Origin of the sequence: Microbacterium sp. K24, from assembly GCF_004794465.1 — a bacterium.
Taxonomy (GTDB): Bacteria; Actinomycetota; Actinomycetes; order Actinomycetales; family Microbacteriaceae; genus Microbacterium.
In genome coordinates this window covers 1-334 of record NZ_SSDJ01000016.1, presented here as the reverse complement: position 1 = coordinate 334, position 334 = coordinate 1, and the positions used below count along the sequence as shown (strand labels likewise).

Below are 334 nucleotides of genomic sequence, written 5' to 3'. Positions count from 1 at the left end.
GTGCCGCGGCGGATGAGGTCGTAGGCCTCTGCGATCAGCTGCATGTCGGCGTATTCGATGCCGTTGTGCACCATCTTGACGAAGTGGCCGGCGCCGTCGTGGCCGACGTGCGTGACGCAGGGCTCGCCTTCGGCGACCGCGGCGATGGACTTCAGGATCGGGCCGAGCGTGACCCACGACTCGTCGGAGCCGCCGGGCATGATCGAGGGGCCGGTGAGCGCGCCCTCCTCGCCGCCGGAGATGCCGGCGCCGACGAAGTTGATGCCCGTCTCGCGGACCGCCTTCTCGCGGCGGATCTGGGCGACGGGCGGACAAGCGGAGCTGCACGTCTGGG

General features: G+C 70.7%; 1 protein-coding gene. It reads right to left on the bottom strand.

The window, feature by feature from the left end; all coding sequences use genetic code 11:
• Positions 1–334, bottom strand: a 334-nt coding sequence (locus tag DW306_RS00425) for an NAD(P)-binding domain-containing protein (protein WP_240746991.1), incomplete at both ends; no start/stop codon positions are given.